General features: G+C 59.8%; 19 protein-coding genes. 6 read left to right on the top strand and 13 right to left on the bottom strand.

The features are described from left to right. Positions 1–6: 6 nt before the first annotated feature. Genes paaE through paaA form a run of 5 tightly spaced genes read right to left on the bottom strand, consistent with a single transcriptional unit; the run spans position 7 to position 3,600 of the window. Positions 7–1,065: a 1,2-phenylacetyl-CoA epoxidase subunit PaaE gene (gene paaE, locus IT763_RS14620; protein ID WP_049300292.1), complete on the bottom strand. Its 1,059-nt coding sequence runs from the start codon at positions 1,063–1,065 to the stop codon at positions 7–9. Between the two features lie 13 nt (positions 1,066–1,078). Then, positions 1,079–1,576, bottom strand: coding sequence for a 1,2-phenylacetyl-CoA epoxidase subunit PaaD (gene paaD, locus IT763_RS14615; protein WP_060444593.1), 498 nt, complete (start codon positions 1,574–1,576; stop codon positions 1,079–1,081). Between the two features lie 9 nt (positions 1,577–1,585). Continuing rightward, a complete protein-coding gene (gene paaC, locus IT763_RS14610) occupies positions 1,586–2,344 on the bottom strand; it encodes a 1,2-phenylacetyl-CoA epoxidase subunit PaaC (protein WP_016927195.1) in 759 nt (252 codons plus the stop codon). 8 nt (positions 2,345–2,352) lie between these two features. Then, positions 2,353–2,640, bottom strand: coding sequence for a 1,2-phenylacetyl-CoA epoxidase subunit PaaB (paaB, locus tag IT763_RS14605; protein ID WP_004935173.1), 288 nt, complete (start codon positions 2,638–2,640; stop codon positions 2,353–2,355). Between the two features lie 21 nt (positions 2,641–2,661). Beyond that, positions 2,662–3,600 carry a 1,2-phenylacetyl-CoA epoxidase subunit PaaA gene (gene paaA / locus IT763_RS14600; RefSeq protein ID WP_049300290.1) on the bottom strand — a complete coding sequence of 313 codons (939 nt, stop codon included), beginning with the start codon at positions 3,598–3,600 and terminating at the stop codon, positions 2,662–2,664. A 316-nt stretch (positions 3,601–3,916) separates the two neighbouring features. On the opposite strand from paaA, the gene paaZ reads away from it, so the two are divergent. Further along, positions 3,917–5,983, top strand: a complete 2,067-nt coding sequence (gene paaZ, locus IT763_RS14595) for a phenylacetic acid degradation bifunctional protein PaaZ (protein ID WP_016927196.1) — start codon at positions 3,917–3,919, stop codon at positions 5,981–5,983. Between the two features lie 43 nt (positions 5,984–6,026). Here the strand turns inward: paaZ and IT763_RS14590 are convergent, their stop codons facing one another. Continuing rightward, positions 6,027–6,920 (bottom strand): Kdo hydroxylase family protein, encoded by an 894-nt coding sequence (locus IT763_RS14590; protein ID WP_028128136.1) that lies wholly within the window; start codon positions 6,918–6,920, stop codon positions 6,027–6,029. Between the two features lie 479 nt (positions 6,921–7,399). Beyond that, entirely contained in the window at positions 7,400–8,953 is a 1,554-nt protein-coding gene (locus IT763_RS14585) for a sensor domain-containing diguanylate cyclase (RefSeq protein ID WP_033639975.1), read from the bottom strand. A 160-nt stretch (positions 8,954–9,113) separates the two neighbouring features. Between IT763_RS14585 and IT763_RS14580 the strand changes: the two genes are divergently transcribed. Beyond that, positions 9,114–9,308: a hypothetical protein gene (locus tag IT763_RS14580; protein WP_016927199.1), complete on the top strand. Its 195-nt coding sequence runs from the start codon at positions 9,114–9,116 to the stop codon at positions 9,306–9,308. A 15-nt stretch (positions 9,309–9,323) separates the two neighbouring features. Here IT763_RS14580 and yjdN read toward each other — a convergent pair whose 3' ends face one another. Both yjdN and IT763_RS14570 read right to left on the bottom strand, forming a co-directional pair. Then, positions 9,324–9,743: a VOC family metalloprotein YjdN gene (yjdN, locus tag IT763_RS14575; protein WP_016927200.1), complete on the bottom strand. Its 420-nt coding sequence runs from the start codon at positions 9,741–9,743 to the stop codon at positions 9,324–9,326. A gap of 176 nt (positions 9,744–9,919) precedes the next feature. Then, positions 9,920–10,840: a Kdo(2)-lipid IV(A) acyltransferase gene (locus IT763_RS14570; protein WP_028128135.1), complete on the bottom strand. Its 921-nt coding sequence runs from the start codon at positions 10,838–10,840 to the stop codon at positions 9,920–9,922. A 628-nt stretch (positions 10,841–11,468) separates the two neighbouring features. Between IT763_RS14570 and IT763_RS23475 the strand changes: the two genes are divergently transcribed. From IT763_RS23475 to IT763_RS14560, 3 genes are all read left to right on the top strand, one after another. After that, positions 11,469–11,666, top strand: coding sequence for a hypothetical protein (locus IT763_RS23475; RefSeq protein ID WP_371811594.1), 198 nt, complete (start codon positions 11,469–11,471; stop codon positions 11,664–11,666). Between the two features lie 14 nt (positions 11,667–11,680). Then, a complete protein-coding gene (locus IT763_RS14565) occupies positions 11,681–11,929 on the top strand; it encodes a GlsB/YeaQ/YmgE family stress response membrane protein (protein WP_004935146.1) in 249 nt (82 codons plus the stop codon). A 95-nt stretch (positions 11,930–12,024) separates the two neighbouring features. Next, the gene (locus IT763_RS14560; protein WP_016927203.1) at positions 12,025–12,417 is read left to right on the top strand and encodes a YidB family protein; all 393 of its coding nucleotides are present in this window, start codon (positions 12,025–12,027) and stop codon (positions 12,415–12,417) included. Positions 12,418–12,420: 3 nt separating this feature from the next. On the opposite strand, the gene IT763_RS14555 is transcribed toward IT763_RS14560, so the two are convergent. Then, positions 12,421–13,353, bottom strand: coding sequence for a LysR family transcriptional regulator (locus IT763_RS14555; RefSeq protein ID WP_033639977.1), 933 nt, complete (start codon positions 13,351–13,353; stop codon positions 12,421–12,423). Between the two features lie 110 nt (positions 13,354–13,463). Between IT763_RS14555 and IT763_RS14550 the strand changes: the two genes are divergently transcribed. Next, on the top strand, positions 13,464–14,516 hold the full coding sequence (locus IT763_RS14550; protein ID WP_206194792.1) for an SDR family oxidoreductase: 1,053 nt from the start codon (positions 13,464–13,466) through the stop codon (positions 14,514–14,516). Between the two features lie 44 nt (positions 14,517–14,560). On the opposite strand, the gene IT763_RS14545 is transcribed toward IT763_RS14550, so the two are convergent. The 3 genes from IT763_RS14545 to IT763_RS14535 form a co-directional block, all read right to left on the bottom strand. Next, complete coding sequence (locus IT763_RS14545; RefSeq protein ID WP_028128134.1) at positions 14,561–15,568, bottom strand: NAD(P)H-quinone oxidoreductase; 1,008 nt, start codon at positions 15,566–15,568, stop codon at positions 14,561–14,563. 153 nt (positions 15,569–15,721) lie between these two features. Continuing rightward, a complete protein-coding gene (locus tag IT763_RS14540) occupies positions 15,722–15,931 on the bottom strand; it encodes a hypothetical protein (protein ID WP_004935132.1) in 210 nt (69 codons plus the stop codon). Positions 15,932–16,443: 512 nt separating this feature from the next. Beyond that, complete coding sequence (locus tag IT763_RS14535; protein WP_033639980.1) at positions 16,444–16,821, bottom strand: hypothetical protein; 378 nt, start codon at positions 16,819–16,821, stop codon at positions 16,444–16,446. Positions 16,822–16,932 lie beyond the last annotated feature (111 nt).

Here is a 16,932-nt window from a genome sequence, read left to right as displayed (position 1 = left end):
CGGCTCCTAGACGTCGAAGTCCAACACCACGCCGTCGCCTTTCGGCCACGACTGGCAGCTCAATACATAGCCCGCCGCCAACTGATCCGGCTCCAGGCTGTAGTTGACGCCCATCTCCACCTGGCCGGCCTTGAGACGGCATTTGCAGGTGGCGCACACGCCGCCTTTGCAGGCGTAGGGCAGATCGGCGCCCTGGCGCAGCGCGGCATCGAGAATGCTGTCGTCCTGTTCGCCGACCTCGATATCCAACCGGCGGCCGTCGAGCAGGATCGCCACCCGGGTGGCGTTGCGATCGCCGCTGTGGCGCGGGCGGGTGACCAGGCCGCTGGTGTTGAAGCGTTCGCTGTGGATGTGATTGGCCGGTACGCCGGCCTGCTCCAGCACGGTCTGCGCGTCGTCCATCATCGATTCCGGCCCGCAGATAAAGGCGTGGTCATAGTCGCGGAAATCCAGCAGCGCGCCGCCGATCGCCGCCAGGCGTTCTCGGTCTATGCGGCCGCTGAGCAGCGGGCTGTCGAGGCTCTCCTGGCTGAACAGGTACAGCGGCTGAAAACGCTGCGGGTAGCGGTTTTTCAGATCCGACAGCGCCTCTTTGAACATCATCGAACGGCTGTTGCGGTTGCCGTAGATCAGGGTGAAACTGCTGCCCGGTTCGAACTGCAGCGTTGCCTTGATGATCGACAGCATCGGTGTGATGCCGGAGCCGGCGGCGATCGCCAGGTAGTTGCCGTGGCGCTCCGCCTGCGGCTGATAGCCGAAGCGCCCCTGCGGCACCATCACTTCCAGCGCATCGCCGACTTTCAGCATGCGGTTGACGAAGCCGGAGAAACGGCCCTGATCAATCGCTTTTACGCCGATCTGCAGCAGGCCTTCCTGCGGCGAACTGCAGATGGAATAGCAACGCCGCAGTTCTTCGCCGTTGACTAGCGCCTTGAGCGTCAGGTGCTGGCCGGGGGTATAGCGGTATTGGTTTTGCAGCTCTTCGGGCACCCGCAGGGTGATGGCTACGGCGTCAGGCGTTTCGCGCTCGATGGCGGCGACGCTCAGGCGATGAAAGACCGTCATGGTGTCAGCGCTCCTATATGCATTTGAAATAGTCGAACGGTTCCCGGCAGTCGCAACAGCGGTACAGCGCTTTACAGGCGGTAGAGCCGAACTCGCTGATCTTCTCGCTGTGGGTGCTGCCGCAGCGTGGGCAGGCTACCGGGCCGTGGGCATGCGGCCGATCGCAGGTGTGGCCCTGCGGCGGCGCTACACCGTATTGCCGCAGCCGCTCGCGGGCGTCGGCGTTCATCCAATCAGTGGTCCAGGCCGGGCTGAGACGGATGTCCACCTGCACCGGGCTGAAGCCGGCGGCCGTCAGCCGCTGCTCAATGGCGTTGAGCAGAAATTCGGTGGCCGGGCAGCCGGAATAGGTTGGGGTGAAGGTCACGCGCCAGCCGCTGCCGTCGCGGGCCACGTCGCGCACCATGCCCAAATCGGTGATCGACAGCACCGGCAGTTCGGGATCGCTGATCTGTTGCAGACAGTGCCAAATCTGCGGGATTTCAGCGGGTTGCAAACGAGTGACGTTCATCGCAGCCTCCTACCATTGGCCGTTTGGATAGGCGCGTTGCAGGAACTGCATCTCCGCCAGCAGCGGGCCGAGGTGTTCACTGTGTCGGCCTTGTTTGCCGCCGTGCCGGAACGCCTGCTCGGCGGGCAGCGTCAACGTCGCCTGGCGCAGCGTCTCCTCCACCTGCGCTTGCCAGGGAGCCTGCAGCTGGCGCGGATCGACGGCGATGCCCTGTTCCGCCAGCTCAAGCTCCAGCGCGTCGGCGTGGAACAGCTCGGCGGTGAAGCGCCACAGGTTATCCAGCGACTGCTGGATCTTGCGGTGGCTGATGTCGTTGCCGTCGCCAAGGCGGATCATCCAGCCGCGGCTGAAGCGCAGGTGGTAATCGGCCTCCTTCAATGACTTGGCGGCGATGGCGGCGATCTGCGCATCGCCGCTGCGGCTCAACGCCTGATGCAGCTGCACGTGGTAGACGTCGAGCAGGAACTGGCGCACCAACGTGTCGTTGAAACCGCCGTTCGGCTGTTCCGCCAGCAACAGGTTATGAAACTGGCGTTCGTCGCGGCCGAAGGCCAGGCTGTCTTCGCTGCAGGGCGGCCCGGCCAGTTCGGCGGCGTAGCTCAGGAAGTTGCGCGCCTGGCCGAGCAGATCGAGCCCGATGTTGGCCAACGCCAGATCGATTTCCAGCTCGGGCGCGTGGCCGCACCAGGCGCACAGACGCTGGGCGAGGATCAAAGGCGTGTCGCCCTGGCGGAGCAAATAGCTGATGCGCGGATCGTTAACCGTCATGGTCGCCTCTACATGTTCTTGATGCCGTCGGGAATGGTGTAAAACGTCGGATGACGGTAGATCTTGTCTTCGGACGGATCGAAGAAGGCGCCGCGGTCTTCCGGCTGCGAGGCGATCAGATGGCGGGATTGCACCACCCAAATCGAGCAGCCTTCATTACGGCGCGTGTAGGCGTCGCGGGCGTTTTCCAGCGCCATTTGGTCGTCGGCGGCGTGCAGGCTGCCGACGTGGCGATGCGCCAGCCCTTGTTTGCTGCGGATAAACACTTCATACAGCGGCCATTCAACGTGGCTCATGATCTCGGTTCCTTATGTTGGCTATGCGGCGGAAGCGGCGTTTTTCGCGGCGTGAGCCATGGCGCCGTCACGCACCCAGGCGCCGTCTTCCCAGGCGCGGCGTTTGGCCTGCAGGCGTTCGTGGTTACATTGGCCACGCCCTTTGATCACCTCATGCAGCTCGCTCCAGTCGATCTCGCCGAAGTGATAGTGGCCGGCGGCGGCATCCCAGTGCAGATCCGGATCCGGCGCCGTCATGCCCAGCGCTTCCAGCTGCGGTACGGTGTTGTCGACGAACTTCTGCCGCAGCTCATCGTTGCTGTGGCGTTTGATCTTCCACGCCATGCTCTGGGCGCTGTGGGGGGAGTCGGCGTCGCTCGGGCCGAACATCATCAGCACCGGCCACCAGAAGCGATCGATGGCGTCCTGCAGCATGGCGCGCTGCGTGTCGCTGCCGTTGGCCATCGCCATTACCGCCTCGTAGCCCTGGCGCTGGTGGAAGCTTTCCTCTTTGCAGATCTTCACCATCGCCCGCGCATAGGGGCCGTAGGACGCGCGGCACAGCGCCACCTGGTTGACGATGGCGGCGCCGTCGACCAGCCAGCCGATCACGCCGATATCCGCCCAGTTGAGCGTGGGGTAATTGAAGATAGAGGAGTACTTCATCTTGCCGTCGAGCATCTTTTGGTAGATGTCCTGGCGCGAACAGCCGAGGGTCTCGGCGGCGCTGTAGAGGTACAGACCGTGGCCGGCCTCATCCTGCACTTTGGCCAGCAGCACCGCCTTGCGGCGCAGCGTGGGGGCGCGCGTCAGCCAGTTGGCTTCCGGCAGCATGCCGATGACTTCCGAGTGGGCGTGTTGGCCGATTTGCCGAATCAGGTTCTGACGATAGGCGTCCGGCATCCAGTCTTTGGCCTCAATGGCGATATCCGCCGCGATCTTGTCGTCGAAATGCTGCTGATACTGTGCGTCAGTTGTCATGCTTGCCTCTTGGTGATTCGTATTTTTCACATTAAATATAAAAATGTGAATCACTTTAACTAACCATAAGGCTACAAACTGATAACAAAAAGATCAAACGAGATTTATGTGGTTTTGCGAGCTCACTCACAAGTGTTTGTGTTAATTCTTTGATTTTATTTAATAAATAAAAGCAATGACTCCGTATTAACGCCGGAAAATCGGCTTGAAAGCGCTTCTTGTTCTTTTTTTGTTAAAATTGAGTTTGGCGTCGACTGGCATTTATGTGATACGTAATTAAGCTGTATGGTGAAAATTTATGAATTCCGGAGGGCACATGCAGCAGTTACACAGTTATCTTTCTGGCGCCTGGGTGTACGGGCAGGGAGAGGCGCGCGAGATCCGTCACGCCGTGACCGGCGAAGCGTTGTACCAGGTCTGCTCCGACGGCCTGCCGTTAGCGGCGAGCCTGAGCTATGCGCGCAGCCACGGCGGCCCGGCGCTGGCGCACATGACATTCCAGCAGCGCGCCCAGATGCTGAAAGCGGTGGCGAAACACCTGCTGGCGCATAAAGAGGCGCTGTATCAGATTTCCTATCAAACCGGCGCGACGCGCGGCGACGGCTGGGTCGATATCGAAGGCGGCATCGCCACGCTGTTCGCCTATGCCGGCATGGCCGGCCGCGATCTGCCGGATGATACGCTGTGGCCGGAAGATGAGCTGATCCCGCTGTCGAAGCAGGCGCAGTTCGCCGCCCGCCACGTATTGACCTCGCGCCCCGGCGTGGCGCTGCATATCAACGCCTTCAACTTCCCTTGCTGGGGCATGCTGGAAAAACTGGCGCCGACCTGGCTGGCGGGCATGCCGGCCATCATCAAGCCGGCCACCGCCACCGCGCAACTGACGCAGGCGATGGTCAGGCTGATTGTCGACAGCGGGCTGGTGCCGGAAGGGGCGCTGCAGTTGGTATGCGGCGGCGTCGGCGACATGTTTGCGCACCTGGATTACCAGGATGCGGTGACCTTTACCGGCTCGGCGCAGACCGGGCAGCGGCTGCGGGCGCATCCGCGCCTGTTGGAAAAATCGATCGCGTTCACCATGGAGGCGGATTCGCTCAACTGCTGCGTGCTGGCGGAAGACGTGACGCCGGAGATGCCGGAATTTGCGCTGTTTATCAAAGAAGTGTGCCGTGAAATGACTGCCAAGGCGGGGCAGAAATGCACCGCGATCCGCCGCATCATCGTGCCGGCGGCGCAGGTGGCGGCGGTACGTCAGGCCTTGCTGCAGCGTCTGGCGGGAGTGACGGTGGGCGACCCGCAGTTGGAGCAGGTGCGCATGGGGGCGCTGGTCAGCCACGAGCAGCGTGATGATGTGCAAAGCAAGGTGGAGTTCCTGCTGCGCAACGGCTGCGAACCGCTGTGCGGCGCGTCGCTGGATAAGCTGGAAGTCATGGGCGACGGCGCGCGCGGCGGGGCGTTTTATCCGCCGACCCTGCTGTATTGCGCCGATCCGTTCACCCATCAGGCGGTGCACGGCACTGAGGCCTTCGGCCCGGTGGCGACGCTGATGCCGTATGCGGATACCGAGCAGGCGATCGCGTTGGCGTTGCTGGGGCAGGGCAGCCTGGCGGGATCGCTGGTGACCGCCGATCCGGCATTGGCCAAGCGATTCATTCGCGCGGCGGCGTGCGCCCATGGCCGCATGTTGATTTTGGATGAACAGGCGGCGGCGGAGTCCACCGGCCACGGTTCGCCGCTGCCGATGCTGGTGCACGGCGGCCCGGGGCGCGCCGGCGGCGGTGAAGAGCTGGGTGGACTGCGCGCGGTGAAGCACTATATGCAGCGCACGGCGATCCAGGGCAGCCCGGCGATGCTGGCGGCCATCGGCGGCGAATGGGTGCGCGGCGCGCCGGTCGCCGAACACCCGGTGCACCCGTTCCGGAAATACTTCGAGCAGTTGCAGCTGGGCGACAGCCTGTTGACCGCGCGCCGCACCGTGACCGAAGCGGATATCGTCAACTTCGCCTGCCTGAGCGGCGACCACTTTTACGCGCACATGGACAAGATCGGCGCTGCCGATTCGCTGTTCGGCGAGCGGGTGGCGCACGGTTACTTTGTGGTGTCCGCCGCGGCTGGGCTGTTTGTCGACGCCGCCGTCGGGCCGGTGATCGCCAACTATGGCATGGAGAATCTGCGCTTTATCGAACCGGTGAAGATCGGCGACACCATTCAGGTGCGGCTGACCTGCAAAAAGAAAATCCGCAAGCCGCAAAAAACCGCCGAAGATCGGCCGCACGGCGTGGTGGTGTGGGATGTTCAGGTGTTGAATCAGGAGCAGCAACCGGTGGCGCTGTACAGCATCCTGACGCTGGTGGCGCGCCAGCAAGGGGACTTCGAGGCATAATGCGCGTTTCGCCGCCGCCGGCATCCCGGCGGCGGCGAGTCATTCAGATCAGCGGCTGCCCGCGCAGCTGTTCCAACACTTTCAGCGGCGAACGCTGCGGATCCTGCATCTTGTTCACCGGCAACAGGAAGGTCTGTTCCAACATAAACTGGCCGCCCATCGCGGCGTGCGGCGTTTGATCCGAGAAGCAAATCCAGCTGCTGCCCGGCGGGAATTCCAGCGCCAGCTGCGGACCCCGTTGCTGATAATCACCGTCGGCCTTCATGGCGTCATGCAACTGCAGCATCAGGTGGTCATAATGGCTGCGCCGGGTTTTGGTGATGCGCACCTGGTGCTGCAGCCAGCTGCTGAAGGCGGAATAGCGCGCGAGGCGCGGCATAAAGCGTTGCGCAAGTTCAGGAAACGGCTCGCCGACGCGCCATTGGCGACGCTCGCCGTGCGGGTTGATGTTGGTGAAAATGCGCAGAATGCGTTCGCCGTAGTTCGGGCGCGACGGGAAAGCGTCAACGTGCAGGCGGCTGTCGTCTTTGCGCCAGGAACTGGTCGCCCGCCAAGCGGAAACCGGGTGCAAACGCAGGCTGCCGGTGGGGTGGTGCAGCGCCTCCTGATACTCGGGCAACAGCCCGGCGATCAGCTGGCGGCAAGATTGATAATAGCGCTCCAGCAGTTGCTGAACCTGTTGCCGGCGTTCCGCGACGGCGACGCCGCTCAGTTTGCCGGACAGCGGTTGATAGCTGATGTTTTTGCGCTTCGGATCGACCAACGTCGGATCCAGCAGCGGCATTTCCTGCTCAGATAGAGTGAAGGCCAGCTCGGGCAGAAACAGCACCTTGCCCTGTTCCAGTTCGCTGACCGCGCTGGATGCTTCCGCTGCCGCCCATTGTCGCAACGGCAGCGTCAGGACGGCCTGTTCACGCATAATATCGCCAGTAGGCATGAGATCTCCTCGCAAATCTATATCGCTTTATTCCCGCTTTCAGGTTGCCGCGTGGTTGGCTGCACTGGCTTGCGCCGTGGCTGGCTGGAGCGGCGTCAACAGGCCGCCCAATTGCAACGTGAAATTTGTGGGTTCTATTATGGATGTATCAGCAGGGCGCAGTGCGCCGAAGCGTGCGATGGCTTCCTGATATAGAGAATAGTCCTGATAAGAGTATCACCGGCAATACCAATGAAAAGTAAACGAGGGCTAAACGGAGCTACGTGTAGGCACGAATAATCAAAAATGGCACGAATTGTCTGCGGAATGGCGAGTTTTTTATCTCATTGAATTTTAATAGAAATAAATATTGCGCTTATTATTGGCGTTATTTTATCCAGAGCGCAGGGTAAACCGGGGAAATAATGTTGCGGAGGGGAATTATTTCATTTGGGTTGGTAATAAATCGGGCCGCCAAATTTTGGTGGCCCGATTAATGATTAAGCGCCGTAAATGCAGTTTTTGCCTTTTTTCTTGGCCTGATACAACGCACTGTCCGCCTCATTGATAAAGCTGATCGGCGTATCGTTATACATATGCGGCACTTTGGCGCAGATACCGATGCTGATGGTGACGATGCCGTGCGGATTACCCTGATGCGGAATTTTCAGATCGCGCACCGCGTTGATGACGCGTTCGGCGAAAATCAGTGCGCCCTGGACGTCGGTATCCGGCAGGATAATCCCCATCTCTTCGCCGCCGTAACGCGCCAGAACGTCGTTGCTGCGGCACGCCAACCCTTTGAGCGTTTGGCCGATCTGCTGCAGGCATTGGTCACCGGCGACGTGGCCATAGCTGTCGTTGTACTGTTTGAAATAGTCGATATCCAGCATCAGCAGCGCCACGCTGCGGTAGTTGCGCGAAGCCCGCGCCAGCTCGTTCTTCAGCGCGATATCAAACTGGCGGCGGTTGGCCAGCCCGGTCAGGCCGTCCAGCAGCGCCAGCTCTTCGAGCATCTGGTTGATGCTGGTCAACTGATCGCGGGTACGCATCAGCTCAGCTTCGGTTTGCATGCTGTGCTTGATTTGCCGCAGCAGCACCATGCCCATCGCCAACAGGATCACCAGCAGCGAGAGGCCGCCGGCGGCGAACAGCCCGGCGTCGGTGCGCCAGTCCGCCAGCGCGTCGCGTTTCGACAGCCCGGCGGCGATCACCAGCGGAAAGCGGTTGACCCGCGAATAGCCGTAGATGCGCTCTACTTTATCGTACAGCGAGGTGATGGTGGCGTTACCGAATTCCGAATGCGGCAAAATTTCGCTGAACAGCACGCCCTTGGCGATGTTTTTACCGATCGACGCCGCCGAGTAAGGGCGGCGGTAAAGGATGGTGCCGTCCGCCAGCAGCAGGTTCAGTGAGGCGTCGGTGTTGAGGGCGAAGCTGTCGTAAAACTGGCGGAAATAATCGATGTACAGCGTTGCCAGCACCACGCCGCCAAAGCTGCCGTCCGGGTTGTTGAAACGCCGCGAAACGGGAATGATCAGATCGCCGGTGGTGCGGCTGCGGATCACCTTGCCGATGTACAGGCCGCCGTCGTCGCGGTTTTGATGGTATATGAAGTAATCGCGATCGGCATTGTTGGCGTTCTTGATGAATTTGCCCGAGGAGGTCGCCAGCCAGCGGCCGCGCGCATCGTAGAGAAACAGCCCATGCAGCTGCGGCAGGTTGCCGACCTGCGTTTGCATCACCCGCTGCAGCCGGGTCAATTGCGAGGGCCCCAATCCGTCGTTCTGGAGACGTTCGGTCAGATCGAGCAGATTGCCGTCCACCTGCATGAAAGTATCGTCGGCATGCTGCGCCAGCGAGCGGGCGAGGTTGGCGGATTCATGCTCGGCGCTGCGCAGATCGCGCTGGTGTGCGTTCCAGATTTGCCAGCTGTTAAAGAGGATCAGCGTGGCGGCAACGATGATGACAAACACGCCGGCCTGAAATAATAATGGGGAGCTTTTAACGCTGCGCGCCGGCACGGCATCCTGTATGGGTTGCTGCTGAGTCATGTCACCCTTGTTGTGTGATTACTATTCAGTTTGAGTTAAGAGCAATCTTATATTTTATGCATAAATGCGCCAGACCTCTAGCCTTTAACGAGGCGATAAGGCGAAAGGTCGATCGCAGCCCGCATCAGCGGCGGTGTGAGCACCTCGGAGTGAAAGAGCAATGTCTGATTACATCATTATCGCTTTACTGACGCTGGCGGTGTATTACCCCCTTACGCTGGGAACGCTGGCGGTGATGATGTACTTCGCCTGGCGCCGCCGCCGGTCGCCCTATTGGCGGTTGGGATTGGCGCTGTTGGCGCTGCTGTTCGCGCTGTTCGCCAAAGCGGCGTATGACTGGCACCGCTACAGCTAGCGGCGCCATGCGGGGTTATTCGACGTTGATCATCCAGTTGACGCCGAATTTGTCGGTCAGCATGCCAAAACCTTTGGCCCAGAAGGTGGCTTGGTAAGGCATCGTCACCTGGCCGCCCTGCGCCAGATTGTCGAACAGTTTGCGTCCTTGTTCCGCATCGCTGGGGTTCAGCGACAGCGAGAAACCTTTGTGGGAAGCACCGCCGCTGTCATCTTGCGGACAGCCGTCGGAGGCCATCAGTACGCCGTCGCCGATCAGCAGGCGCGCATGCATGATCGCTTCAGGATTGACGTCCTCCGGCCCGCCTTGGCGGGCTTCTTCGGGCATGTCTTTGAAGCGCATGACCATTTCAATTTTGGCATTCAACTGCTGTACATAGAAGTTAATCGCTTGCTCACAGTTGCCGCTGAAGAACAAATAGGGTTGTACCAGCATGACATTGACCTCGGTTGTGGCCCGACAGGCAACGACCGGCCCTCGGGCGGGAAGAAATGATTGCTGGCGGCAATAATTGCCGTCGGTGACTTATTAGTGTAGTCCCCCTGACGTAGAATGCTCGTGCGAGGTGAGCGCCTTCGCCGCCGGTAGGACGGGCAAAGGCGCGAACGCGGTTAATACAGCGACGGCTCGCCGGGTGGGCGGGTTTTAAAGCGGCGGTGCAACCACATGTATTGATCGGGCGCCAGCAGCACCTGTTCTTCCACCACGCGGTTCATCATGGCCGCCGCGCGCGTTTCATCATCCAGCGGGAAGTCCGTCAACGGCGGCTGCACGATCAGCTCATAGCCCTGAGCGTTTGGCAGGCGGCGCGGCACGAAAGGCACGATCGACGGCCGCCCCATGCGCGCTAGGATAAAGGTGCCGGTGGTCGTGGCGGCATTTTCCACGGCGAAGAACGGTGTGAATACGCTACTTTGCGGCCCATAATCGTGATCCGGCGCGTACCACAGGATTTCGCCCTGTTTCAGGTTGCGGATCATGCCTTTGATATCTTTACGATCGATCATGAATTTATTCGAGCGCAGCCGGCCGCGGGTCTGTACCCATTCCATCAGCTTGTTGTTGTGCGGGCGGTGCACGCCGATGCCGGGGTTTTGCATGCCGAAAATGCGCGCGCCCAGTTCCAGCGTCAGGAAATGCAGACCGATCAGCAGAACGCCTTTGCCGTCCTGACGCGCCAACCGCATGTTTTCCATGCCGCTCACCTTGAACCAGCGGGCGATGCGCCAGTCGGGCCAGAACCAGGCCATGCCGACTTCGAACAGCCCCATGCCGACGGACTCAAAATTTTTGACGATCAGCGCCTCGCGCTCGGCGGCGGGCATCGCGGGGAAGCAGAGTTCTAAATTGCGGCGCGCTATTTTTACCCGGCGTTTCATTAGGCGCATGGCTATTCTGCCAAGGCCGTGTCCGAGCCGATAAATGAGCGGGTAGGGCAGTAATACCAAGAGATAGAGTATTCCCAGTCCTATCCACAACAACCAATAACGAGGGCGCAAGAATTCGCGCTCAAAGCGTTGGTTAGAAAGCATTTTTCCTGTTATTCCTTTTCTTTCCCAATGGGACCTTAACCCAAATTTCCATAAGGAAGATGATAGAATATTTTGTGCTAAACAGGATTTTCCATTAATGCTTTTTTTACGCTTTATTTAAACGCAGGCGAAAAACGAAGCGAAATAGGATTTTTACCGAGGGAGGAGGGGATATTTTCCGCTATTTCAACCGGCTGGCGAAATTGAAAAATAAAGACACAATTAAGCGCATCGCAAAAGTGACAACGGCTATGTAACCTCAATGAAACAGTAACGCCGCGGAACCGTCCCAAGCGGCGGCCAGTGCGTACAGTAGCGCGAGGATCAGGACTATGGGGGCATTGAACATTGGCGTTTCCTCCAGGAGGATGTGTTTAAAGTTTAGCCTTGCAAGATGACAGCGGGATGAAATCAGATCGTTTTTTGTATGGTGAAATTCAGACGGACGGAAATGGGTAAACCGCTGATTTTTTACTATAGTCATAGTGTGAAGTTGTGCGTTTGCCGCCGGACGCCTCCGCATTGAGCGGCAGCGGGCAGATTGCCCAGAGCAAGATCGCGGAGCGGACGGCGCCTGGCGCGAAACATGTGACGAAATTCTCAGAGAGTTGGTCTGTAAGGGTTTGACATGTCATATGAAAATGACGATCTAAACGGTGTTGAGCAACCGAGCGACTACGTGAAAACCACCGCCTGCGAAATGAGCAGCGGTGTAAAAGCAGCGCTCGAGCAATCATGTGCCTGCCTTAAGGATAACCCTTGGGCGGGGATAGGCGCCGGCGCCGTCGTGGGCCTGGTAATAGGATTTCTGTTAGGCAAAAGGTAATAGGGAGAGTAAAGATGGGCATCATTTCCTGGATCATTTTTGGTTTAATCGCCGGTATCCTGGCCAAGTGGATTATGCCGGGCAAAGACGGCGGCGGCTTTATTGTGACCGTTATATTGGGGATCGTGGGCGCCGTCGTCGGCGGCTATATCAGCACCTTCTTCGGTATGGGCCGCGTTGACGGTTTTAACCTGGGCAGCTTTGTGGTGGCGGTAATCGGTGCTCTGGTGGTGCTTTTTGTCTACAGGAAGATCAAAGGCTAAGCAGCCGTTGCTCAACAGGGTCGCCGCGGCGGCCCTTTTTCGTGAAATCAATCCGGCGGTGCGGCGCGGGCCGTACCCGCTGAAAGGGGAATATCATGGGTCTGTTCGATAGCGTATTGGGTAACATTCTGGGCGGCGGCGCCAACGGTGGTAAAGGTATCGACTACATCGCCATTATGCAGTGGGTCGAGCAACAAGGCGGCCTGCAGGCCATTTTGGACAAGTTCCGTCAGGGGCAGTTCGGCGATATCGTCGGTTCCTGGCTCGGCAATGGCGAAAATCAGTCGATTACCGGCGACCATGTGCAGCAGGCGTTGGGTAGCGACGCCATCAACCAACTGGCTGAAAAGCTGGGCATCGATCCGGCACAGGCGTCCAGCACCATTGCACAGTTCTTGCCAACGGTCGCGGATGCCGCCTCACCAAACGGTGAAGTTCAGCAAGACAGCAACGAGCTGGGCGATATGGTCGGTAAACTGTTCAAATAATGATTAGGCTCCCGGCGCCTGGCCGGGAGCCTTCACTCCGCTAATTCCCTCGATCGCCGTCAACGCCTGCTGCAGATGCGCCACCCAGGCGCGCACTTTCTCCGGAATAAAACGTAAGGCGGGATAGACCGCGTGCAGCGCCATGGGCGGGTAGCGGTATTCCGGCAAAACGGGCACCAGCGCCCCCGTCGCCAGCTGCTCGGCGATTAACGGTCGTTGGGCGCCGCCGATACCGGCTCCAGCCTCAATGGCGGCCAGCAGCGATAGCGTATTGTTGGCGCGGAACGTGGGCCGCACTGCAACCATCTCGGGGCCGTGCGGCCCGAACAGAGTGAGCGTATCGCCGTCGTTCAAACCGCTGTAACGAATGTGCGCATGTTTAGCCAGCTCCGCCGGCGAACGGGGCGTGCCATGTTTGTCCAGATAGGCCGGTGACGCCACCAGCAGGCGTTGCAGCTCGCCCAAACGTTTCGCCACCATGCCGGGCGCATGCAGTTCACCGAAACGCAGCGCTACGTCGATGCCTTCGCCGATCACGTCGGCGCGACGATCGTCCAGCAGCAGCTCGATGGCGAGGCTCGGATGACGTTGCTGGAAAGCGATGGCCAGCGGCGTGACGTGCAACTGCCCGAACCCGGTCGGGGCATGAATGCGCAGATTGCCCTGTAACTGGTGGCGCTGGCCGCGCAGCGCTTCTTCCGCTTCGTCGACCGCCGCCAGAATCGGTTTGAGGCGCTGATAATAACTGCTGCCGGCATCGGTCAGGGTGACCGCCCGGGTGCTGCGAAACAGCAGTTGGGCCCCGAGTTGCTGCTCCAGGCCGGCGATTTGCTGACTGACCGCCGGCTGCGTCAAACGCAGATCGCGAGCGGCGGCCGACAGGCTGCCCAGCTCCGCCACCCGCATAAAAGTTTTCATGGCGTTCAGCTTATCCATGTCGATCTTGCCTCTAGATTTTTCTTATAAGTGTTAGTGGAAAGTCTCTTCTACCGCAAGCATTACTAATCAATGACACTCAGGGCATCGATAACCCGAGGAGTGACAAGATGAATGCAAAGCGGCAGGCATTGGTGATCGGCGCCAATGGCGTGATTGGGCGCCGATTGATTGAGGAACTGGCCGGACAGGGCTGGCCAGTGGTGGGCGTCTCGCGGCGGGGTGGGCAACCGGCGCCGGGAGTGCGCCACCTTCAGGTTGATCTGCTGGATGCGGCGGCGACGCGCGACGCGCTGCGGCCGCTGAGCGCGATTAGCCACGTTTTCTATGCCGCCTATCAGGATGCGCCGGACTGGGCGGGGCTGGTGGCGCCGAACCTGCAGATGCTGCAACACGTCGTCGAGGAACTGGAGCCGGTCGCGCCGGCGTTGGAACATATCAGCCTGATGCAGGGCTATAAGGTGTATGGCGCGCATTTGGGGCCGTTTAAAACGCCGGCGCGCGAAAGCGACGCCGGGCATATGCCGCCGGAGTTTAACGTGGCGCAGCAGCAGTATCTGGCGCAGCGGCAGGCCGGCAAGCGCTGGCGTTGGAGCGCCATCCGTCCAAGCGTGGTGGGGGGCTTCTCCCTCGGCAATCCGATGAATCTGGCGTTAAGCATCGCGGTTTACGCCTCGATCAGCAAAGCGCTCGGGCTGCCGTTGCGCTTCCCGGGTAAACCGGGCGCTTACCACAGCCTGTTGGAAATGACCGAGGCCGGGCTGTTGGCGCGCGCCACGCTGTGGGCGGCGACCGAGCCGGCGGCGGCCAATCAGGCGTTTAATATCAACAACGGCGATCTGTTTCGCTGGAGCGAGATGTGGCCGAAAATCGCCGCTTACTTTGGGCTGGAATGTGCGCCGCCGCTGCCGATGCCGCTGGAGAGCATGATGGCGGACAAAGCGTCGCTGTGGCGGGAGTTGGCGCAGCGGCACCAATTGGCCGAACCGGACTATCGCGCGGTGGCCGGCTGGCGTTTCGCCGATTTCGTCTTTTCCTGGGACTATGACATGTTCGCGGATGGCAGCAAGGCGCGGCGCTTCGGTTTCCACCAGTTTGTCGAAACCGAAGCCATGTTTTTCTCGCTGTTCGATGAGTTCCGCCGCCGCGGCATCATTCCCTGAACGTGGCATTGGTTTCCCCGCAGCACCGGCCGCGGGGAATAGGCTCAGAACGTCAGCATGATCTTGCCGATGTGCTCGCTGGACTCCATCAGCGTATGCGCGGCGGCGGCCTGCTCAAGCGGGAAGGTTTTAAAAATTTGCGGTTTCAGCACGCCGCGCTCCAGCAGCGGCCAAACCTTTTCGCGCAGATCGGCGGCAATCTGCGCTTTGTCCGCCACGCTGCGCGAGCGTAACGTCGACCCGGTATGGGTCAGGCGTTTCAGCAGCAGCGGCATCAGATTGAGCTCTTTCACCACGCCGTTTTGCGTGCCGATTTGCACGATGCGGCCTTCCATCGCTGCGGCCTGATAGTTTTTGGCGACATAATCGCCGGCGATCAGGTCGACGATGACGTCGGCGCCTTTACCGTTGGTGGCGTCTTTGGTGCGTGCGACAAAGTCTTCGCTGCGGTAATTAATCGCCACGTCGGCGCCCAGCGCCAGGCTGGCCTGACGTTTCTCTTCGGAGCCGACGGTGGTGATCACCTGGGCGCAGAAGGCCTTCGCCAGCATGGTGGCGACCGTGCCGATGCCGGAGGTGCCGCCATGGATCAACACGGTTTCGCCGGCTTTGAGATGACCGCGCTGGAACACGTTGACCCAGACGGTGAAGAAGGTTTCCGGCAGCGCGGCGGCCTCGGTCAGGCTCAGCCCCGCCGGCACCGGCAACGCATTGCTTTCATGCACGGTGCAGTATTCCGCATAGCCACCGCCGGCGATAAGGGCGCAAACCCGATCGCCGAGCGCGAAGTGGGTCACGCCTTCACCGATGGCCACCACTTCGCCGGCAATTTCCAGGCCGGGGATATCCGAGGCGCCGGGCGGCGGGGCATAGTTCCCCTGGCGCTGCAGCACGTCGGGGCGGTTAACGCCGGCGGCGGCGATTTTCACCAGCAGTTCGCCCGCTTGCGGAACGGGCACCGGGCGTTCGGTAACGACCAGAACGTCGGGAGCGCCCGGTTGGCTGATTTCAATCGCTTTCATCGTGTCGGGCAGCGCTGCATTTGTTGACATGGTTACTCTCCTCATCGTGGCGGACGTGATTATCAGGCGAAACGTCCGCAATAAAGTCTGCTGTTAGCTTAGCGAAATCGAATGAGGCGCGCGTGGTTGAATAGAGCGGTTTTGCGAGGAAGGGGCGAAGCCGCCGCGATGGGCGGCAGGGCATTAATCGTTAGGCGGGATGCGGAACCCTTTCAACGAGACGATGAAGTGTTCTTTTCCTTTGGAGATTTTGGCGCCTTTATCGCACCACAGGCTGGCAAGCTGGAAGAAGTCGTCGCTGCCGATATCGTAGGCCAGTTCGATTTTCTTGGCGGTGCCGGCGCGGATGAGTTTTTCTGCTTCCTGATGGTTTGCAGCTTTAATTATGGTCATGGGCGAAATCCTTGGTGTTAAGCCAGAGCGGATAAACGCGAATCATCATATGGCCATAATGTGACAATTTTGTGATGAAAGCATGACAGCCCGCGAAGGCGCGGCGTGCGATGTGCCGGGCCTTCGCGGTGAAAGCGCGTTGTCGGTTACCGATCGTGCGGGCGGACGAGTGTGCTTTTTTTCTGAGATTTTAAATGCTTGTAGAGGGCGAAGCCCGCAATGCCGGCCAAGACGGCCAGGAGGGCACGGGATCCTGTGGCCATGAACGTTACCTCCGAATAAGAATGGCAAGGAGGCGTATTTGTGACATTCATCACTTTGTGGGGCAATGAGAGCAATCTGTAATCGGAAGACGCTTTGAGGGATAGGCCCCAAAAAAAAGCGCCTATAGGGAGGCGCATAAAGATTTGCAACACAGCTTGTTGTGTTCAACACCAGGAGGAGTGGTGAACTAAGGCATATTCTATGCAGCGGCAAAGGAGGCTGATATAGGCATTACTCCGAAAGCGCCACTACCACTCATAGCCCAACTGAATGTTGTAATCGGGATCCTGATTGGTGGAATAAGGATCAGACTGGCGGCGGCGATCGGTTTTCTTCACCGGGCCTTCATACGCGGGATAAGGTTTGGCGCGCGGTTTGCTGCAGCCAGGATGATCGCACTCAATATCGACGCGAAAACCGCTTTTATCTCTCGCCTCTGTCCAGGCGATCGGCGGTTTTCCCGTTTTGGGGGCCGGCTCAGAGGAGGCAGGCGGCTTGGGCGCGGGAGCCATGCTGGGGTCGGGGGCTTGATAATTGAGCTCCAGTGCACTCTGCGGAGCGCTGTAAGCGGCAAAGGCCAGCAGGGCGGCGGTACTGACAGCCGGTAATGTAAGCCATCTCGGCATGGTGAATCTCCCTGAATGATTTCGTCAGGCAACTATAAAACAGCAGAACGAGAATTACTATCATTTGCCTTGGGCGTTACGGGCGAGTCAGGCGGCGGCCCTATCGGCAGA

The sequence above is a fragment of the Serratia sp. CMO1 genome, from assembly GCF_015689115.1.
GTDB lineage: Bacteria > Pseudomonadota > Gammaproteobacteria > Enterobacterales > Enterobacteriaceae > Serratia > Serratia marcescens.
The sequence above is the reverse complement of the archived record's forward strand: the minus strand, read 5'-3'. Positions and strand labels throughout refer to the sequence as shown.

Bases quoted from the DNA above. Each gene is read 5' to 3' on its own strand.
- IT763_RS14565 (WP_004935146.1), top strand. From the start codon at position 11,681: ATGGGCATCATTTCCTGGATCATTTTTGGTTTAATCGCCGGTATCCTG.
- IT763_RS14545 (WP_028128134.1), bottom strand. From the start codon at position 15,568: ATGTCAACAAATGCAGCGCTGCCCGACACGATGAAAGCGATTGAAATC.
- IT763_RS23475 (WP_371811594.1), top strand. From the start codon at position 11,469: ATGTCATATGAAAATGACGATCTAAACGGTGTTGAGCAACCGAGCGAC.
- paaB (WP_004935173.1), bottom strand. From the start codon at position 2,640: ATGAGCCACGTTGAATGGCCGCTGTATGAAGTGTTTATCCGCAGCAAA.
- paaD (WP_060444593.1), bottom strand. From the start codon at position 1,576: ATGAACGTCACTCGTTTGCAACCCGCTGAAATCCCGCAGATTTGGCAC.
- IT763_RS14580 (WP_016927199.1), top strand. From the start codon at position 9,114: ATGTCTGATTACATCATTATCGCTTTACTGACGCTGGCGGTGTATTAC.
- IT763_RS14560 (WP_016927203.1), top strand. From the start codon at position 12,025: ATGGGTCTGTTCGATAGCGTATTGGGTAACATTCTGGGCGGCGGCGCC.
- IT763_RS14590 (WP_028128136.1), bottom strand. From the start codon at position 6,920: ATGCCTACTGGCGATATTATGCGTGAACAGGCCGTCCTGACGCTGCCG.
- IT763_RS14585 (WP_033639975.1), bottom strand. From the start codon at position 8,953: ATGACTCAGCAGCAACCCATACAGGATGCCGTGCCGGCGCGCAGCGTT.
- paaZ (WP_016927196.1), top strand. From the start codon at position 3,917: ATGCAGCAGTTACACAGTTATCTTTCTGGCGCCTGGGTGTACGGGCAG.
- yjdN (WP_016927200.1), bottom strand. From the start codon at position 9,743: ATGCTGGTACAACCCTATTTGTTCTTCAGCGGCAACTGTGAGCAAGCG.
- IT763_RS14535 (WP_033639980.1), bottom strand. From the start codon at position 16,821: ATGCCGAGATGGCTTACATTACCGGCTGTCAGTACCGCCGCCCTGCTG.
- IT763_RS14555 (WP_033639977.1), bottom strand. From the start codon at position 13,353: ATGGATAAGCTGAACGCCATGAAAACTTTTATGCGGGTGGCGGAGCTG.
- paaE (WP_049300292.1), bottom strand. From the start codon at position 1,065: ATGACGGTCTTTCATCGCCTGAGCGTCGCCGCCATCGAGCGCGAAACG.
- paaA (WP_049300290.1), bottom strand. From the start codon at position 3,600: ATGACAACTGACGCACAGTATCAGCAGCATTTCGACGACAAGATCGCG.
- paaC (WP_016927195.1), bottom strand. From the start codon at position 2,344: ATGACGGTTAACGATCCGCGCATCAGCTATTTGCTCCGCCAGGGCGAC.
- IT763_RS14540 (WP_004935132.1), bottom strand. From the start codon at position 15,931: ATGACCATAATTAAAGCTGCAAACCATCAGGAAGCAGAAAAACTCATC.
- IT763_RS14570 (WP_028128135.1), bottom strand. From the start codon at position 10,840: ATGCTTTCTAACCAACGCTTTGAGCGCGAATTCTTGCGCCCTCGTTAT.
- IT763_RS14550 (WP_206194792.1), top strand. From the start codon at position 13,464: ATGAATGCAAAGCGGCAGGCATTGGTGATCGGCGCCAATGGCGTGATT.